This is a genomic window from Streptomyces sp. NPDC024687, assembly GCF_055559055.1.
Genome location: NZ_JBVHLJ010000014.1, coordinates 71,203 through 87,283 on the forward strand (window position 1 = coordinate 71,203; position 16,081 = coordinate 87,283).

Sequence of the window (16,081 nt, forward strand, 5' to 3'; positions counted from 1 at the left end):
ACATGCAGTACGTTCGGGTCATGCCCCAGCCCGCCAAGTCGTCCCGTACACCAGCCACGCCCGATGTGCCGGAGAGCGCCGCAGGCAGCCGCGCGGCCGCCCAGCGGCTCAAGATGCGCCGCGAACTGGCCGCCGCCGCGATGGAGCTGTTCTCCACCAAGGGGTACGAGGCGACGACCGTCGACGAGATCGCGGCCGCGGCCGGTGTCGCCCGCCGCACCTTCTTCCGCCACTTCCGCTCCAAGGAAGAGGCGATCTTCCCCGACCACGACGACACCCTGGTCAGGGCGGAGGCCGTGCTCAACGCGGCCCCCGCGCACGAGCACCCGCTCGACACGGTGTGCCGCGGCATCAAGGAAGTCATGAGGATGTACGCGGCCCGGCCGGAGATCTCGGTCGCCCGCTACAAGCTGACGCGCGAGGTGCCGACGCTGCGGGAGGCGGAGATCGCCTCGGTGGCCCGCTACGAGCGGCTGTTCACGCGCTACCTGCTCGGGCACTTCGACGAGCACGCCCATGACGACGACGCCAACGACGATCCCCTGCTGGCGGAAGTCGCCGCGTCGGCCGTGGTCACCGCGCACAACCACGTGCTGCGGCGGTGGCTGCGGGCCGGCGGGCAGGGGGACGTCGAGGCGCAGCTGGACCATGCCTTCGCGATCGTGCGGAAGACCTTCGGGACGGGGATCGGGGCGGGCCGCACCACGGCCTCTGCGCAGCCGGCCGCGGCGACGCTCTCCACTCAGGGCGAGGTCCTGGTCGCGGTCGCCCGCACCGACGCCCCGCTGGACGAGGTCATGCGCACCATCGAGCAGGCGCTCAAAGAGCACTCCTGACGCACCCAAGCGTCGAGGGCCGGTACCGGGAAACCCGGGTACCGGCCCTTTCGGCGTGATCCGGCGGCTCGTGCGGCGTCGGCGGGCAGGGCTCCTCACCGGGGTCCTGCTCGCCGTGCTACTGGTGTCGGCGTTCGCGGGCGGGCTGACGGTGCGCGACGCCGGCCGGGGCGGCGCATCCTCGGAGTTCCGGCCCGAGTTTCCCGAACGGGGCCTGGTCACCAACGAGTTCGCCTACTGGCACCCCGACGCGGAGTCCGTCCGGGCCACGGACTCGGCGGTCTTCCGGCCGGCCTCGCGGCGGGACCTACGTGGCCCTCGCCACGGCGTCCGCCGTGCTCGCGCCGGATGCCTGGACCCTCGCGGTGGCCACCGCCACCGATCTCCCGGACGGCCGGGTACGCATCACGCTGGAGCTCGCGGGCCACCAGGTGCTGGACGTGACGGACGCCTCACCTGGAGGTCTCTACCAACCCTGCGGTGTCGGCATCCGCGGTGACAACACCGAGTTCATGTTCCGTGACTTCTCGGCACAGCCGGAATGACATAAACGGGACGAACACCCTACTCGCCGGTAGGTTTGATCGATCATCGCTCATTTGTTACGTAAAGATTTCATCTGAGAGCAATCTCTGGCACTCAGTGCCTTGCACGGTGGCACGCGGTGTCTTACGTTGAGGGGAGTCCGGGCGGCCGGCGTGCAGAGACCATGCGTACGCCGGCTGTCCCAGCAAGTCATCGATTTGCCCGCCCGGACGCCTGCGTCACAGGCAACCTCCCGCGCCACAAAGCGCTGCCGAACAGCATGACCGCCGAACCGACGGCACCGACGTAACCCTCAGCGTCTCCCCTCAAGACGCCATTCGCCGGAGGCAACACCGTGACCGTGAAGGACATCCTGGACGCGATCCAGTCGCCGGACTCGACTCCGGGCGACTTCGCCGCTCTGCCGCTCCCCGAGTCGTACCGCGCGATCACCGTGCACAAGGACGAGACGGAGATGTTCGCGGGTCTGGAGACCCGCGACAAGGACCCGCGCAAGTCGATCCACCTCGACGAGGTGGCCCTGCCCGAGCTGGGCCCGGGCGAGGCGCTCGTCGCCGTCATGGCATCGAGTGTCAACTACAACTCGGTGTGGACCTCGATCTTCGAGCCGCTGTCGACCTTCGGGTTCCTGGAGCGCTACGGCCGCACCAACGAGCTGGCCAAGCGGCACGACCTGCCGTACCACATCATCGGCTCCGACCTCGCGGGCGTCGTCCTGCGCACCGGCCCGGGCGTCAACGCCTGGAAGCCCGGTGACGAGGTCGTGGCGCACTGCCTGAGCGTGGAGCTGGAGTCCTCCGACGGCCACAACGACACCATGCTCGACCCCGAGCAGCGGATCTGGGGCTTCGAGACCAACTTCGGCGGTCTCGCCGAGATCGCCCTCGTCAAGTCCAACCAGCTGATGCCCAAGCCCGACCACCTGTCGTGGGAGGAGGCGGCCGCCCCCGGGCTGGTCAACTCCACCGCCTACCGCCAGCTGGTCTCCCGCAACGGCGCCGGGATGAAGCAGGGCGACAACGTCCTGATCTGGGGCGCGAGCGGCGGACTCGGCTCGTACGCCACACAGTTCGCGCTCGCGGGCGGCGCCAACCCGATCTGTGTCGTGTCCTCGCCCCAGAAGGCGGAGATCTGCCGGGCCATGGGCGCCGACGCGATCATCGACCGCAACGCCGAGGGCTACAAGTTCTGGAAGGACGAGAACACCCAGGACCCCAAGGAGTGGAAGCGCTTCGGCAAGCGCATCCGCGAGCTCACCGGCGGCGAGGACATCGACATCGTCTTCGAGCACCCAGGCCGCGAGACCTTCGGCGCGTCCGTGTTCGTCACCCGCAAGGGCGGCACCATCACCACCTGCGCCTCGACCTCGGGCTACATGCACGAGTACGACAACCGCTACCTGTGGATGTCGCTGAAGCGGATCATCGGCTCGCACTTCGCCAACTACCGCGAGGCCTGGGAGGCCAACCGGCTGATCGCGAAGGGCAAGATCCACCCGACCCTGTCGAAGGTGTACTCCCTGGAGGACACCGGCCAGGCGGCCTACGACGTGCACCGCAACCTCCACCAGGGCAAGGTCGGCGTCCTGTGCCTGTCCCCCGAGGAGGGCCTGGGGGTGCGTGACGAGGAGAAGCGCGCCCAGCACATCGACGCCATCAACCGCTTCCGCAACATCTGAGACACCCGGGGCCATAGATGACTGAGCGTCAGAAGGACCGGCCGTGGCTCATGCGCACGTACGCCGGTCACTCCACGGCCGAGGCGTCCAACGAGCTGTACCGGCGCAACCTCGCCAAGGGCCAGACCGGTCTGTCGGTGGCGTTCGACCTGCCGACGCAGACCGGCTACGACTCCGACCACGTCCTCGCCCGCGGCGAGGTGGGCCGGGTCGGTGTGCCGATCGCGCACCTCGGTGACATGCGCCGGCTGTTCCAGGACATCCCCCTGGAGCAGATGAACACCTCGATGACGATCAACGCCACCGCCATGTGGCTTCTGGCGCTCTACCAGGTCGTCGCCGAGGAGCAGGGCGCGGACATCACCCAGCTCCAGGGCACGACCCAGAACGACATCGTCAAGGAGTACCTCTCCCGGGGGACGCACGTCTTCCCGCCGGGGCCGAGCCTGCGTCTGACGACCGACATGATCGCGTACACGGTCTCCCACATCCCGAAGTGGAACCCGATCAACATCTGCAGCTACCACCTGCAGGAGGCGGGCGCCACGCCGGTCCAGGAGATCGCGTACGCGATGTCGACGGCCATCGCGGTCCTGGACGCCGTCCGGGACTCCGGCCAGGTGCCGCAGGAGCGCATGGGCGATGTCGTCGGCCGGATCTCCTTCTTCGTGAACGCGGGCGTCCGGTTCATCGAGGAGATGTGCAAGATGCGCGCCTTCGGCCGCATCTGGGACAAGGTCACCCGTGAGCGCTACGGCATCGAGAACCCCAAGCACCGCCGCTTCCGGTACGGCGTCCAGGTCAACTCGCTCGGGCTGACCGAGGCGCAGCCGGAGAACAACGTCCAGCGGATCGTCCTCGAGATGCTGGCCGTGACCCTCTCGAAGGACGCACGCGCGCGTGCCGTCCAGCTGCCGGCCTGGAACGAGGCCCTCGGTCTCCCCCGGCCCTGGGACCAGCAGTGGTCGCTGCGGATGCAGCAGGTGCTGGCCTACGAGAGCGACCTGCTGGAGTACGAGGACATCTTCGAGGGCTCGCACGTCGTCGAGGCGAAGGTGAGCACGCTGGTCGAGGAGTCCCTCGCGGAGATCGACCGGATCCAGGAGATGGGCGGCGCGATGGCCGCCGTCGAGTCGGGCTACCTCAAGTCGCAGCTCGTCTCCTCGCACGCCGAGCGCCGGGCCCGTATCGAGTCCGGGCAGGAGAAGATCATCGGCGTCAACATCTTCGAGACGACCGAGCCGAACCCGCTGACCGCCGACCTGGACACCGCCATCCAGACGGTGGACCCGGCCGTCGAGGCCCGGGTGATCGCCGGGCTCCAGCACTGGCGCGACACCCGCTACCAGCCGCCCTTCAACCACCCGCGCCCCTGCAAGGCGCTGGAGAAGCTGAAGGAGGCCGCCAAGGGCACCGCCAACCTCATGGAGGCCACCGTGGAGTGCGCCCGCGCGGGTGTCACGACTGGCGAGTGGGCCGGGGCCCTGCGGGAGGTGTTCGGCGAGTTCCGGGCGCCCACCGGCGTCTCCTCGGCGCCGGTCGCGGTTCCGGCGGAGGCGGGTTCACCCATGGCCGACGTCCGCCGCCGGGTCGAGGTGACCGCCAAGGACCTCGGCGTCGGCAAACTGCGCTTCCTGGTCGGCAAGCCGGGCCTGGACGGGCACTCCAACGGGGCCGAGCAGATAGCCGTACGCGCGCGGGACGCCGGCTTCGAGGTGGTGTACCAGGGCATCCGGCTGACCCCCGAGCAGATCGTGGACGCGGCCCTCGCCGAGGACGTGCACGCGGTCGGGCTGTCGATCCTGTCCGGCTCGCACGCCCAGCTGGTGCCGGACGTGCTCGAAAGGCTGCATGTGGCAGGCGCCACAGATGTACCTGTCATTGCCGGTGGGATCATCCCCAATGGAGACGCCGAGCAATTGCGGGCAGCCGGAGTGGCCGCTGTCTTCACCCCGAAGGACTTCGACATCACCGGCATCATCGGCCGCATCGTCGACGAGATCCGGAAAGCGAACAAGCTCGACCCCCTGGAGGTCCCCGCATGACGACCGTCAACCGCCTTCGCCCGCGGCGCTCCTGCCTGGCCGTACCGGGCAGCAACCCCCGCTTCCTGGAGAAAGCACAGGGCCTCCCGGCGGACCAGGTCTTCCTCGACCTGGAGGACGCGTGCGCCCCGCTCGCCAAGCCCGAGGCGCGGCACACCATCGTCAAGTTCCTCAACGAGGGCGACTGGACGGGCAAGACGAGGGTCGTGCGGGTCAACGACTGGACGACGGAGTGGACGTACCGCGATGTCGTCACGGTCGTCGAGGGGGCCGGCCAGAACCTCGACTGCATCATGCTGCCGAAGGTGCAGAGCGCCGAGCAGATCGTGGCGCTCGACCTCCTGCTGACCCAGATCGAGAAGACGATGGGCTTCGAGGTCGGCAAGATCGGCATCGAGGCGCAGATCGAGAACGCGCAGGGCCTCAACAACGTCAACGAGATCGCCACCGCGTCCCAGCGCGTCGAGACGATCATCTTCGGCCCGGCCGACTTCATGGCGTCGATCAACATGAAGTCGCTGGTCGTGGGCGAGCAGCCGCCCGGCTACCCGGCGGACGCCTACCACTACATCCTGATGAAGATCCTGATGGCGGCCCGCGCCAACAACCTCCAGGCGATCGACGGCCCCTACCTGCAGATCCGCAACATCGACGGCTACCGCGAGGTCGCCCAGCGTGCCGCGGCCCTCGGCTTCGACGGCAAGTGGGTGCTGCACCCGGGCCAGGTCGAGGCGTCCAACGAGATCTTCTCGCCCTCCCAGGAGGACTACGACCACGCCGAGCTGATCCTGGACGCGTACGACTACTACACCTCCGAGGCGGGCGGCAAGAAGGGCTCGGCGATGCTCGGCGACGAGATGATCGACGAGGCCAGCCGCAAGATGGCGCTGGTCATCTCCGGCAAGGGACGTGCGGCCGGCATGCAGCGCACGTCGAAGTTCGAGATCCCGGAGGCCTGAGCGCGATGCAGTTCGGACGCACCTACGAGGAGTTCGAGGTCGGGGCGGTCTACAAGCACTGGCCCGGGAAGACGGTCACGGAGTACGACGACCATCTCTTCTGTCTCCTGACCATGAACCACCACCCGCTCCACATGGACGTCAACTACGCCGAGAAGACGACGGACTTCGGCAAGAACGTCGTGGTCGGGAACTACATCTACTCCCTGCTGCTCGGCATGTCCGTACCGGACGTCTCCGGCAAGGCGATCGCCAACCTGGAGATCGAGTCGCTCAAGCACGTGGCGCCGACCTTCCACGGCGACACCATCTACGGCCAGACGACCGTGCTCGACAAGTGGCCCTCCAAGTCGAAGAACGACCGCGGGATCGTGTACGTCGAGACCAAGGGCTACAAGCAGGACGGCACGCTGGTCTGCGTGTTCCGCCGCAAGGTCATGGTGCCCACCGAGACCTACATCAAGGAGCGCGGCGGCGAACAGCCCGGCCGCCCGGAACTTCAGGAGGGCTGAGCCCATGGCACGCCTCGCCCAGACCCACGGCCTCACGGACATCCAGCAGGAGATCCTGTCCACCGTCCGGGACTTCGTGGACAAGGAGATCATCCCGGTCGCGACCGAGCTGGAGCACCGCGACGAGTACCCGCAGCAGATCGTCGACGGGCTCAAGGAGTTGGGCCTGTTCGGCCTGATGATCCCCGAGGAGTACGGCGGTCTGGGCGAGTCCCTCCTGACGTACGCGCTGTGCGTGGAGGAGATCGCCCGCGGCTGGATGTCGGTGTCCGGCATCATCAACACCCACTTCATCGTGGCGTACATGCTCAAGCAGCACGGCACGCAGGAGCAGAAGGACCACTTCCTGCCGCGGATGGCGGCCGGCGACGTGCGGGGCGCCTTCTCGATGTCCGAGCCGGGCCTCGGTTCCGACGTGTCCGCCATCACCTCCAAGGCGGTCAGAGACGGCGACGAATACGTCCTGAACGGCCAGAAGATGTGGCTCACGAATGGCGGAACGTCAACTTTGGTCGCCGTTCTCGTCCGAAGTGACGAAGGACACTCCCCCGAAGAGACGGCCGCCAAACCGCACAAGTCGATGACGACCTTCCTGATCGAGAAGGAACCCGGCTTCGGAGAGGTCCGCCCCGGCCTCACCATCCCCGGGAAGATCGACAAGATGGGCTACAAGGGCGTCGACACCACCGAGCTGATCATGGATGGCCTGCGGCTTCCGGCCGATCGGGTGCTCGGCGGGGTCACCGGCCGAGGTTTTTACCAAATGATGGACGGCGTGGAAGTCGGCCGCGTGAATGTGGCGGCGCGTGGCTGCGGTGTCGCTCAGCGTGCCTTCGAGCTGGGCGTCTCGTACGCCCAGCAGCGTCACACTTTCGGCAAGCCGATCGCTCAGCACCAGGCGATTCAGTTCAAGCTGGCCGAGATGGCTACCAAGGTCGAGGCCGCGCATGCGATGATGGTCAACGCGGCACGCAAAAAGGACTCCGGGGAGCGAAACGACCTCGAGGCAGGGATGGCGAAGTACCTCGCCTCCGAATACTGCAAGGAGGTCGTCGAAGACGCCTTCCGGATCCACGGCGGCTACGGCTTCTCCAAGGAGTACGAGATCGAGCGCCTCTACCGTGAGGCTCCGATGCTGCTGATCGGTGAAGGTACCGCCGAGATCCAGAAAATGATCATCGGTCGCAGGCTGCTCGAAGAGTATCGGTTCCAGGGCTAGATGTCCGGATACGGGGTGTTTTCTTGGAGAAGAAGATCACACCCCGTCAGGACGGTTCAGCCGCCGACTCGGCTTCCTGGCTTGCCCAGTTGTGGCCCGCGACCGGTACGATCCCGGTAAGCCGCCGTCCCCCGTCTAGTGCGCGGCATCATCCGCTACGAAGGTCATCCATGCCCCACAGCCAAACCTCTGCACCTCGCGACAGCCGGGCAGGCGTACGCCTCGCGCGCGGAGCATCGCCGTGGCTCCTGCCGACCGTCGCCACCGCAGCACTGAGCCTGGTACGCGCGCGCAAGTCCGGCGCCGCCAAGGCCGTCGCCGTGCCCGCCACCGCGCTGGCGGCGGGCATGCTGTGGTTCTTCCGCGACCCCGAGCGCGAGATCGCCCCGGGCCGGGTCATCTCGCCCGCCGACGGTGTGGTGCAGAGCATCATGCCGTGGAAGGACGGTCGCACCCGCGTCGCGATCTTCATGAGCCCGCTCAACGTCCACGTCAACCGCGCGCCGCTCTCCGGCACGGTGACGTCGGTCGAGCACATCCCCGGTGGGTTCGTTCCGGCGTTCAACAAGGAGAGCGAGAACAACGAGCGCGTCGTCTGGCACTTCGACACCGAACTCGGTGACATCGAGATGATCCAGATCGCCGGCGCGGTGGCCCGTCGCATCGTCCCCTACATCCCGCAGGGCACGAAGGTCGAGCAGGGTGACCGCATCGGTCTGATCCGGTTCGGCTCGCGCGTCGACATCTACCTGCCCGAGGGCGTGGAGGTCGCGGTCGAGGTCGGGCAGAAGACGGTGGCTGGGGTGACTCGCATTGACCGTGATTGATCCTGAGACCCAGGCGGGCTGGGTGCCCGAGGCCGACGAGGTCGACGACGACGAGGAGATGCCTCTTTCTCTCCGCCTGTCGATAGCGGACACCCTCACCCTCGGCAACGCCACGTGCGGCTTCATGGCGGTGTACTTCACCACCACCGGCATCCTGATCCCGCACCTGACCGACAGCCAGGAATCCGGCATGGCGCGCAACAGCGCGGCCACGGCGGTCATCCTGATGCTGTGCGCGGCGGTCTTCGACCTCTTCGACGGCCTGGTGGCGCGCAAGCTGCGCTCCTCGCCGATGGGCGCCGAGCTGGACAACCTCTCGGACCTGATCAGCTTCGGCCTCGCGCCGGCGTACTTCGTGCTCGTCTACGGCATGGTCGCCGACGACGCCTCGCAGCGGGTGGCGGCGGTGGGTGCCGTGGTGGTGCTGCTTGCGGTGGTCCTCCGGCTGGCCAGATTCTCCTGTGTGACCGTGGCGAACGGCATGTTCCAGGGCATGCCGTCCCCGTTCGGCGCGCTCACGGTGGTCGCGATCGTGCTGCTGGAGCTGCCCTTCGTGGCGACGCTCCTGGCGATCCTGGGCACCGCGTGGCTGATGGTGAGCCGGGTGGAGTACCCGAAGCCGCGGGGGCGGCTCGCGGTGGCGATGCTCTCCTGGATCGTGCTGGCGATGGGGCTGCTCGCGGCCTGGGCCTTCGGCGCTCCCAGCGGCCAGCTCCTGCTCCAGACCGGCTGCGCCCTGCAGCTCGTCATGGGCGCCGTGATCCCCTTGTTCGCCACGGCACGCCGGGTGAACAACTTCCGGGGCAACCGGCGCGAGGCGCGGGCGGCGCAGCTGCCGTAGCGGTTGTTGATGCGTGAGGGGCTCGAACCGACGCCGGTTCGAGCCCCTCAGCCGTTCTCAGGCTCCCGGGTTGTACGTCCTGGCCACCTCCGAAGCCCCCGCCTCCCGTACGACCTTCATGCCGCCCGTGACGCTCTTGTCCGGCTGGAGGATCACGCTCTCGCGGGAGGACGGGGACGCGGGGTCGGTGAAGTCCTGACTGACGCCGAAGCCGATGTCGTAGGAGTCGATCGACAACAGGGCCTTGTCCACCCCCTCCCTGCTGAGGTCCTTGTTGGAGCAGGCCTTCTTCAGCGCCTCGCCGAAGGCCGACGCGGCGGTCCAGCCGGCGACGATGCCGTTGTCCAGCGAGGCGTCCGGATAGGCGGCCCGGTAGTCGGCGACCAGCTTCTTCGCCTGCGGGGTGTCAGCGCCGATGGGGAGCGAGGGCGAGGCCACGTAGTAGTTCTTCGTCAGGGCCGGGCCCGCCTGGGTGGCGAGGAGCTGCGGTGCGAAGGCGGAGTTGTTGCCGATGACCGGTACGGCGAAGCCGCTCGCCGCCGCCACCCCGACCAGCGAGGCCGCCTGGCGCGGGCCCGCGCTGAGCACGATCGCCTTGACGCCGGCCTGCTTGAGGGCGGTGACCTGGGCGGTCATGTCGTTGTCGGTGGGCTTGATCTTCTGCTCGACGACGGTCAGCCCGGCCTGCTTCGCGATGTGTTTCGAGCCGGCCAGCGCGCTCTCGCCGTAGTCGCCCTCGAAGTAGACGTGGCCGATCCTGTCGCCCTTCTTCAGTCCCTTCTCCTTGATCAGGAAGTCGACCGCGTTGATGGTCTCGATGTCGTAGGTGGATCCGATGACCCGGATGTACGGGCTGCCGAGCAGCGCGGCCGACCATGCCTGCGGGAGCACCAGCCCCTTGTCCTGGCCGTCGATGCGCTGCTTGACCGCGGCGACGAAGGGCGAGCCGATGAACTGGGTGAAGCCCAGCACCTTCGGTTCCAGCTCGGTGTAGCCGGAGACGGCCTTCTGCGGGTCGTAACCGTGGTCGCGGACCGAGAGGGCCACGTTGTAGCCGCAGACGCCTCCGGCGGCGTTCAGCTGCTTCACGTACAGCTGCTGGGCCTGGGTGACGCTCTTACCGAGAGTCGCGTAGACGCCGGTCATGTCGGTGAGCGCGCCCAGCGTGATCGTCTTCCCGGAGACGCCCTTGCCGGTCTTCACCCCGCCCGCGGCCGCCTTGTCACCGTCCCCGCTGTCGGAGTCCTTGGCCTTGGAGCTGCATCCGGCCAGCACCAGCAGCGCGGCGAGCGCGCCCGCGGCGGCCCTGGCGCCGTATGTCCTGATCATCGTTTCTCCCCTGGATGGGTGGTGACTCGACGCCGTACGGCCGTCCCGGTCAGGCCGCCGGGCAGGAACAGCACCACCAGCACGACGGCGGCGCCGTAGAGGTACCGGGATGCCTCGCCCGGTGCGATGCCGCCCGTGCCGGGGGCGGAGACCAGCGGCAGCGCGTCGCTGTAGCGGGTCAGCAGCTGTGGCAGCAGGGACACGAACACGGCCCCGGCGACCGCCCCGGAGACCGAACCGAGCCCGCCGATGACGATCATCGCGAGGTATTCGAGCGAGAGGGTGATGCCGAAGTAGTCGGGCACCGTCCGCTGGAAGACCAGCGCGAGCAGTACGCCCGCGAGGCCCGCGTACATCGACGACAGCACGAAGACCGCGGCCCGCTGCCGGGCGACCGGCACGCCGAGCACACCGGCGGCGATGCGGTGGTCGCGGATCGCGTTCATGGCCCGGCCCGGTCGGCCGCGCAGCACGCCCCGCGCGAACAGGGCGCCTGCCGCCAGCAGGACCAGACCCGCGTACCAGAGCTTCTCGGCCGACCCGAACGGCACGGCGGCGACGAGGAGTTCACGGTCGTCGAAGGTGAGGCCGAACAGGCTCAGGGGCGGGACGTCACGGCCGCTGGCGCCGCCGGTCAGGTCGTGGGCGTTGAACATGACGTGCTGGCCGATGAAGACGAGCGCGAGCGTGGCGATGCCCAGGTAGGCGCCGCTGAGCCGCCCGGAGATGGGGCTGAACAGTCCGCCCGCGACGCCCGTGACCCCGACCGCGAGCACGGCCGCGAGCCAGGTCGGCAGCCCGAGTCCGGTCAGCCCGTCACCGCCGTCCGCCGCGAACACGCAGTAGCCGTAGGCACCGACGGCGAGGAAGAAGGAGTGCCCCATGGAGAGCTGGCCGGTCGCGCCGGTGAGGAGGTTGATGCCGATCGCGCCGAACGCGGCGGCCATCGCGAACAGGCCCGCCTGGAGCCAGAAGCGGTCCAGGTAGAAGGGCAGGGCCAGGAGAAGGACGGCTGCCGCGGTCCAGACGTACGTCCGCGTGCTCAGGAGCCTGAGCGGTCTCGCCAGGGCTTCAGACACGGGCGAGCTCCTTCGTGCCGAACAGCCCGGCGGGCCGCACGAGCAGGATCGCGACCATCACGAGGTAGGGGGCGAGGTCCCCCAGCCCGCGGCCCAGGAAGGTCAGATCGCTCTGGTAGCCGGTCGCGAGGGACTCCGTGACGCCGACCAACAGGCCACCCACCAGCGCGCCCGTCGTGGAGTCGAGGCCGCCGAGGATGGCGGCCGGGAACGCCTTGAGCGCGGCCAGCGAGGTCGCCCGCTCCAGACCCGGCGTCGGGAACACGGTGAGGAACAGGGCGGCCACGGCGGCGAGTCCGCCCGCCACCGCCCAGGCGCCCAGCGACACCCGTCCCAGCCGCACCCCCATCAGCGCGGCCGTCTCCGGGCTCTCCGCCGCCGCCCGCATCGCGACTCCCCACGAGGTGTGGCGGAAGGCCAGCAGGAAAGCGGTGATGAGCAGCGCGGCGGCCACGAACGCGGCGATCCGGGTGTGGGCCAGGGAGACCGGCCCGAGCCTCAGCACCGCGTCGCCCCACGGGTCGCCGAGCGTCAGGACGTCCGTGCCGATACGGCGGGTCAGTTCGGTGGTGAGCAGGATGTCCACGCCGATGGTGACGATGGCCAGGACGCTGTGGTCGCCGCCCCGGTAGCGCCGCATCACCAGGAACTCCACGGCGGCCCCGACCAGCGCGGCACCCGCGATCCCGACGAGCAGCGCGGGCCAGAAGCCCAGGTCGTCGTGGAGGACCGCGGTGACGTATCCGCCCGCCAGCAGCAGGGACGCGTGGGCGAAGTTGACGACCTCGGTGGCCCGGAAGATCACCACGAAGCCGAGTGCGATGAGCGCGTACACCGACCCCAAGGAGAGGCCGTTCAGCAGAATCTCGGCGAAGGTGCTCATGACGCGGCCCCCAAGTAGGCCTGTACGACGGCCGGATCGTTCTGTACGTCGGCGGGGGCGCCGTCGGCGATCCGGCGCCCGAAGTCCAGTACGGTCACCGCGTCCGCGAGCCGCATCACCACCCCCATGTCGTGTTCCACCAGCACGATCGAGATGCCGAGGGAGTCGCGAACCCCCGCGATCACGGCGGCCGTCCGGCGCCGCTCGTCGGCGGTCATGCCCGCGACCGGCTCGTCCAGGAGCAGCAGGCGCGGTTCCATGCAGAGCGCGCGGGCGAGTTCGGCGAGCTTCTGCCGCCCGTACGGCAGGGAGCCCGCCGGCTGTGCCAGACAGTCCGCGATGCCGACGAACTCGGCGATCTCCCGGACGCGTTCGCGGTGCAGCCGTTCCTCGCGGGCCGCCGACGGCAGCCGGAGTCCCGCGGCGAGGAAGCCGGTCCGGGTGAGCCGGTGCCGGCCGAGGAAGAGGCAGTCCTCGACCGAGGCGCGGGGCGGCAGCGCGAGGTTCTGGAAGATGCGGGCGACGCCGAGGGCGGCGATGCGGTGCGCGGGCATGCCGGTCAACTCGTGCGCGCCGAAGCGGACGCTGCCGGCGGTGGCCCGGTGGACACCGGACAGGACGTTGAAGCAGGTGGACTTTCCGGCGCCGTTGGGGCCGATGAGGGCGTGGACGGTGCCGGGGCGGACGGTGAAGCCGACATCGTCGAGGGCGGTGAGTCCGGCGAAGCGGACGGTCAGGCCCCGGACCTCCAGAGCATCCCCCTGGATCTGCGGGGATTCCATCGCCGTCACCCCTTCCATCGTGTGAGGGTCCGGCCCGTCGCCCGGTCCGCGTCGGCGGCCGCGTCCTCGTCGACCACGCCCAGGTAGCGGCGGCGGACCTCGTCGGAGGCGGACAGTTCGGCGGCCGGGCCCGACAGGGTGACCTCGCCGACTTCGAGGACGTACGCGTGTGTGGCGAGCCCCAGGGCGAGGGCCGCGTTCTGCTCGACGAGGAGGACCGAGGTGCCCTGGGTGTTGATCTCACGGACGGTGTCGGCGATCCGCCGGGCCATGAGCGGGGCGAGGCCGAGGGAGGGCTCGTCGAGCAGCAGCACGCGCGGGGCGGCCATCAGGGCGCGGGCGACGGCGAGCATCTGCTGTTCGCCGCCGGAGAGGAGTCCGGCGCGCTGCGCGGCGCGTTCGGCGAGTACCGGGAACAGTTCGTGGACGCGGGCGAGGGCCGCGGACCGTCCCTGACGGGTGCCGCCCAGGGCGCCCGCGCGCAAATTGTCGGCGACCGTCATGCGGGCGAACACCCGTCGCCCCTCGGGTACCTGGCAGACGCCGGCGGCGACCACCCGGTCCGGGCTCAGCCCGTCGAGACGGCGGCCGTCCAGGGTGACCGTGCCCTCGGTGACCGCGCCGCCGTGGAAGGCGAGGGTCCGGCTGATCGCGCGCAGCAGTGTGGACTTGCCCGCGCCGTTGCCGCCGAGCACCGTCACCACGGCGCCCGCGGGTATTTCCAGGGACACCCGGCGCAGGGCGCGCACGGGGCCGTATCCGACCGACAGGTCTCGGACGACCAGTCCGGCTCCGGTCATGGACTCCCCCCTTGTCCGACTCGGTGTGGCGCTCACCCCAGCACCGGCGCGGGCGTGCGTCCACGGCCCGCGGAACAATCGCTGCGGGTGCCCAGCGGGCCGGTGCCGCCGTTGTGCGCGCGCACAACACCGCGTGTCAGGGGCCTGTGCGCGGGCGGGTCCGGGTGGCATCCTCCGGGCATGGGAGGGCGACGGCCGCGGACCGGTCATGACTGGAAGCTGCTCGCGGAGTCCTGCACGGCGCTGCTGGATCGGGTGCCGGAGCTGGTCGACGAGCACCTGCGACAACTCACCGACCACTCCCCCCTCTACGGGCAGGTGCTGGCGTACGACCAGCAGTGGCGGGAGGCGGAGGAGGCGATACGCATCGGCATCGAGACGATCTCCGCGCCCCGGGACTCACCGCGGCGCGACCTGGAGTACGCCGAGGACGCGGGCCGGCGCCGGGCCCACCAGGGGCTGCCGCTGGACCTCCTGGTGCACGCCTACCGGAACGCCGGCTATCTGGTGTGGGACGCGCTCGTGGAGGGGACGGCCGGGCGGGAGCCGGAGCGGCTCGCGGCGCTGATGCGGTCGACGACGATGGTGTGGTCGGCGGTGGACGCGCAGGCGCAGGCGGCGTCGGAGGCGTACCGGGCCACCGAGGCGGAGCTCAGACGGCGTACCGACGAACAGCTCCAGGCGCTCCTCGACGCCCTGCTGGAGGGCCAGGCGACTCCCGGGCTCGCGGCGCGGGCGGCGGCGGGGCTCGATCTGCCGGAGCACGGGCGGTACGCGGTGGTGGTGCTGCGGGCCGAGCGGCGGGAGGCGGCCGAGCGGCCGGTGCGGGGGGCCGGGTTCCGGTTCATCTGGCGGATGCGGGCGGACGGCGAGGTGGCGGTGGTGGCGCTCGCGCCCGGGCAGGGCCTGGACGGGGTGGCGCGTGCGCTGGAGGGGCGCTGTTCGGGGCCGGGCGGGATCAGTCCGGTGGTGCCGGGGCTGGCCGAGCTGGGCCGGGCCCGGCGGCTCGCCGAGCTGGCGCTGCGCACGTGTCCGCCGGACGCCACCGCGGTCGTACGCCTCGATCAGCGGATGCCGACTGCGCTGGTGGTGAGCCAGCCGGAGCTGGCCGACCGGCTGGTGAAGGACGTGTTCGGCACCCTCCTGGAGCTGGAGCCCGCCGACCGGGCCGTACTCCTGGAGACCCTCGACGTGTGGCTGGTCTGCGAGGGTTCGGCGGGCCGGGCCGCGGGACGGTTGTACTGCCACCGCAACACGGTCTTCAACCGCCTGCGCCGCCTGGAACAACTCACGTCCCGCTCCCTGGCCCGCCCCCGGGACCTGATCGAGCTGACACTGGCATTGGACGCGTATCGGTTGTCGGGGGTGCGGGGGTGAATGTGGGGCGCTGGGGGGCGGGCGGGTGGGTCCGGTGGGTCTGCGGGGGGCGCTGCTGGGCGCGGGGCGTGAGTGCGTGACTGGGCGCGGGGGTGTGTCTGGGCGCGGGGGCGTGCCTGGGCCTGAACGCGCGGCTCGGCGCGGGGGCGTGCCTGGCGCGGGGGCGTGCCTGGGCGTGAACGCGCCGCTCGGCTTGGACGGGCGGCTGGGCCTGGACGGCGGCTCAGCTCGGGCACCGGCTGGCTTCCGGGGTGCGGCTCGGCGTGGATGGCCGCTGCGTCTGAACATCCGGTCCGGCCGAGACGGCAGCTCAGCTTTGACACCGGCTCAGCTCGGCTCCCAGCAGCGACTCCGCCCGGACCACAGGT

Annotated in this window: 15 protein-coding genes; 10 read left to right on the forward strand and 5 right to left on the reverse strand. The window is 69.9% G+C overall.

The annotated features are described in order from the left end of the window. Positions 1 to 2 precede the first annotated feature (2 nt). The 9 genes from ACZ39I_RS37940 to pssA all read left to right on the forward strand — a co-directional run bounded on the left by ACZ39I_RS37940 (position 3) and on the right by pssA (position 9,463). Positions 3 to 836, forward strand: coding sequence for a TetR family transcriptional regulator (locus ACZ39I_RS37940; protein ID WP_467249761.1), 834 nt, complete (start codon positions 3 to 5; stop codon positions 834 to 836). A 311-nt stretch (positions 837 to 1,147) separates the two neighbouring features. Then, positions 1,148 to 1,381: a hypothetical protein gene (locus ACZ39I_RS37945; RefSeq protein WP_467249762.1), complete on the forward strand. Its 234-nt coding sequence runs from the start codon at positions 1,148 to 1,150 to the stop codon at positions 1,379 to 1,381. 335 nt (positions 1,382 to 1,716) lie between these two features. Further along, positions 1,717 to 3,060 (forward strand): crotonyl-CoA carboxylase/reductase, encoded by a 1,344-nt coding sequence (gene ccrA, locus ACZ39I_RS37950; protein ID WP_467249764.1) that lies wholly within the window; start codon positions 1,717 to 1,719, stop codon positions 3,058 to 3,060. A gap of 17 nt (positions 3,061 to 3,077) precedes the next feature. Next, positions 3,078 to 5,105, forward strand: a complete 2,028-nt coding sequence (locus tag ACZ39I_RS37955) for a protein meaA (RefSeq protein ID WP_467249765.1) — start codon at positions 3,078 to 3,080, stop codon at positions 5,103 to 5,105. Further along, positions 5,102 to 6,064: an HpcH/HpaI aldolase/citrate lyase family protein gene (locus tag ACZ39I_RS37960; protein ID WP_352381390.1), complete on the forward strand. Its 963-nt coding sequence runs from the start codon at positions 5,102 to 5,104 to the stop codon at positions 6,062 to 6,064. The genes ACZ39I_RS37955 and ACZ39I_RS37960 overlap by 4 nt, the downstream gene beginning before the upstream one ends. 5 nt (positions 6,065 to 6,069) lie before the next feature. Next, on the forward strand, positions 6,070 to 6,576 hold the full coding sequence (locus tag ACZ39I_RS37965; protein ID WP_007385824.1) for a MaoC family dehydratase: 507 nt from the start codon (positions 6,070 to 6,072) through the stop codon (positions 6,574 to 6,576). A gap of 4 nt (positions 6,577 to 6,580) precedes the next feature. After that, positions 6,581 to 7,795, forward strand: coding sequence for an acyl-CoA dehydrogenase family protein (locus ACZ39I_RS37970; RefSeq protein ID WP_467249768.1), 1,215 nt, complete (start codon positions 6,581 to 6,583; stop codon positions 7,793 to 7,795). A gap of 170 nt (positions 7,796 to 7,965) precedes the next feature. After that, on the forward strand, positions 7,966 to 8,622 hold the full coding sequence (locus tag ACZ39I_RS37975) for a phosphatidylserine decarboxylase (protein ID WP_393598963.1): 657 nt from the start codon (positions 7,966 to 7,968) through the stop codon (positions 8,620 to 8,622). 22 nt (positions 8,623 to 8,644) lie between these two features. Beyond that, a complete protein-coding gene (pssA, locus tag ACZ39I_RS37980; RefSeq protein WP_280854046.1) occupies positions 8,645 to 9,463 on the forward strand; it encodes a CDP-diacylglycerol--serine O-phosphatidyltransferase in 819 nt (272 codons plus the stop codon). A gap of 57 nt (positions 9,464 to 9,520) precedes the next feature. On the opposite strand, the gene ACZ39I_RS37985 is transcribed toward pssA, so the two are convergent. From ACZ39I_RS37985 to ACZ39I_RS38005, 5 genes are read right to left on the reverse strand one after another with little or no spacing between them, the layout of a single operon-like run. Beyond that, complete coding sequence (locus tag ACZ39I_RS37985) at positions 9,521 to 10,792, reverse strand: ABC transporter substrate-binding protein (RefSeq protein WP_467249770.1); 1,272 nt, start codon at positions 10,790 to 10,792, stop codon at positions 9,521 to 9,523. Beyond that, entirely contained in the window at positions 10,789 to 11,871 is a 1,083-nt protein-coding gene (locus ACZ39I_RS37990) for a branched-chain amino acid ABC transporter permease (protein WP_467249771.1), read from the reverse strand. The genes ACZ39I_RS37985 and ACZ39I_RS37990 overlap by 4 nt, the downstream gene beginning before the upstream one ends. Next, positions 11,864 to 12,754, reverse strand: coding sequence for a branched-chain amino acid ABC transporter permease (locus ACZ39I_RS37995; protein ID WP_467249773.1), 891 nt, complete (start codon positions 12,752 to 12,754; stop codon positions 11,864 to 11,866). Before ACZ39I_RS37995 ends, ACZ39I_RS37990 begins: the two co-directional genes overlap by 8 nt. Then, positions 12,751 to 13,554 carry an ABC transporter ATP-binding protein gene (locus ACZ39I_RS38000; RefSeq protein ID WP_467249775.1) on the reverse strand — a complete coding sequence of 268 codons (804 nt, stop codon included), beginning with the start codon at positions 13,552 to 13,554 and terminating at the stop codon, positions 12,751 to 12,753. Before ACZ39I_RS38000 ends, ACZ39I_RS37995 begins: the two co-directional genes overlap by 4 nt. Further along, positions 13,542 to 14,336, reverse strand: a complete 795-nt coding sequence (locus ACZ39I_RS38005) for an ABC transporter ATP-binding protein (RefSeq protein WP_467249776.1) — start codon at positions 14,334 to 14,336, stop codon at positions 13,542 to 13,544. The genes ACZ39I_RS38000 and ACZ39I_RS38005 overlap by 13 nt, the downstream gene beginning before the upstream one ends. Before the next feature lie 180 nt (positions 14,337 to 14,516). On the opposite strand from ACZ39I_RS38005, the gene ACZ39I_RS38010 reads away from it, so the two are divergent. After that, entirely contained in the window at positions 14,517 to 15,713 is a 1,197-nt protein-coding gene (locus ACZ39I_RS38010; protein ID WP_467249777.1) for a PucR family transcriptional regulator, read from the forward strand. Positions 15,714 to 16,081: the final 368 nt, after the last annotated feature.